1 protein-coding gene is annotated in these 1,988 nt (G+C 50.7%); it reads left to right on the forward strand.

All coding sequences use genetic code 11. The features are described from left to right. The coding region (locus tag I6E38_RS14650; protein WP_235394679.1) for a hypothetical protein at positions 1-1,988 on the forward strand (1,988 nt) is incomplete at both ends.

Raw genomic sequence — 1,988 nt, forward strand, 5'->3', positions numbered from 1 at the left:
TACTGACGGTGAGAAGATTTATCTCGACACGAAGAAGATGAAGCCAGAGACACCGCTGCATGAGTATACCCACCTGTGGTGTGACATGCTGCGCCATGTGAATTCCAAAGAATGGGAGAATGTGAAGAAGCTCTTCGACAAGGTGGAGGGTCTGAAAGAGGAGGTGCAGAAGTTGTACCCCGAACTGGAAGGCGACGCCTTGTATGAGGAAATGATAACAACCTACTCTGGACGCGAGGGCACGAAGAAGCTTGAGGACGTAGTGAGAAAGCTTGCTGCGGAGGACGGCAAGAGCGTGACTGAGAGCGCGAAGGCACAGGGATTCCTGGAAAAAGTAAAGGAGGCTCTGACAAAATATTGGAAGGGCGTGGCAGATGTGCTTGGCATTCACTTTACTACGGCTGAGGAAGTGGCAGACAAGGTGCTGGCAGACTGGGCTAAGGGAGTGGACCCGAGGGGAAGTAAAGAAGCCAATGGCGAGGGTGGCAATAAGCCTGACTATGCCTCTTTAGGCCTTTCTGAGCCTGTGGACAAGGGAGGTAATGAAACCTTGCAGAGCCTTACTGAGCCTAAGGGTGAGGAGCCTTCGAAGAAAAATCCGTTGGCTTGGTTGGCGCATACTGCAGAAATGTTCAAGGACGAGCAGGTGCAGAAGGCTAAGGACGGACTGGTGAAGGCTAAGGAGAGTGGCGACGCTGAAGAGATAAAGCGTGCTACCGCTGATATGAAACAGGCGATGGAAACCAAGCTGAGAGGAAACGGAATCGGCTTGGTGGAGCGACGCAGGATTATCGGCAGGGAGATTGGAAAGATTCTTGGCGAGGAAGCAGGTAAAGCAGAAGCCGAGAAGATAGACAAGCCTTGGGAACAGATGGACTTGGAGGAACGGGAAGCCGTGTCGTCGAAGAATCCTCTTACGGAAACAGAGATAAACGAGCTGACTTCTGAGGAGAACAGAGAATTGATACCTGCCGCACTCGCATACTTGCGTGGCGACAAGGGCAATATTATAAACGCAATTTCTTACTTTAAAATTTGGAACGATGTTAGAAGTAGACATGAGAATGTTCCCGATAATAGCGGAGCAAAAGACGGAACACAGCTGGATGCTCCCGATACTGGAGGCAGCCAAGAATTGGGATTGGGACGAGGACGAGAAAGCGGAAGATCTGATGGACCAGTGGATAGAACAGACGGCGAACGAACTACACCCGGAGAGCGAGAGCGCGGAACGAGCGGTGAGAACAACCCTTCTGTATCTGCTGGAAAACCGAGCAATGACAAAGGTGAAGGAAATACACCCGGAATGGATGCCGTATCTGCCGGAAGTACTGACACCCGAGGAGGCGGTAGACTTGGCAATGAGGGAAATGTACCTAAACGAGGAGGACAAGGCGGCGGCAATGGACCTCTTGACCCGAATGCAGGACGGAAGCCTGCAGCCAAGCAAGGAACTCATTTCCCAGATAGTACATCTGAGCGACTAAAGCAAGAGCGCGCCGAATACGAACAGAAGAAAAAGGACTTCTGGGAAAGATGGAAGAAGGCAGGACAAGGATATATGAAGATTTCCTTGACTCCCTTCAAGGCACTGAACCTTTCGCCCGAGCAGATAGAAATGCTTCCCGAGTTGTTCAAGATGCAACTTAATGGAGCTGTGCTGAAAATAAAGGAAGGCATCTACAAGTTCAACGAGTGGAAGGCAGCTATGCGTGCCGAGGAAGGCGAGGAGTTGAAGATGATAGGCCTCAGCGATGATGATATTGACAGATTCATCGAAGACTATTGGAACACTCCTTACCAGATGGACGGTGAGACCCATACCATCGGTGAATGGGCAGGCATCCACGGAAACGAGAAGCTGAGAAACAAACTTTCAGAGCCTCTGAACGACAAGTATCAGAGACAAGTGGATGCCGAGCCTATCAAGGTGAAGATAGGCGACAAGAAGAATATCGAGGAGACTCTGCCTTATCTGCTACCCCAAC

The sequence above is a fragment of the Leyella stercorea genome, from assembly GCF_021531355.1.
Lineage (GTDB): Bacteria > Bacteroidota > Bacteroidia > Bacteroidales > Bacteroidaceae > Prevotella.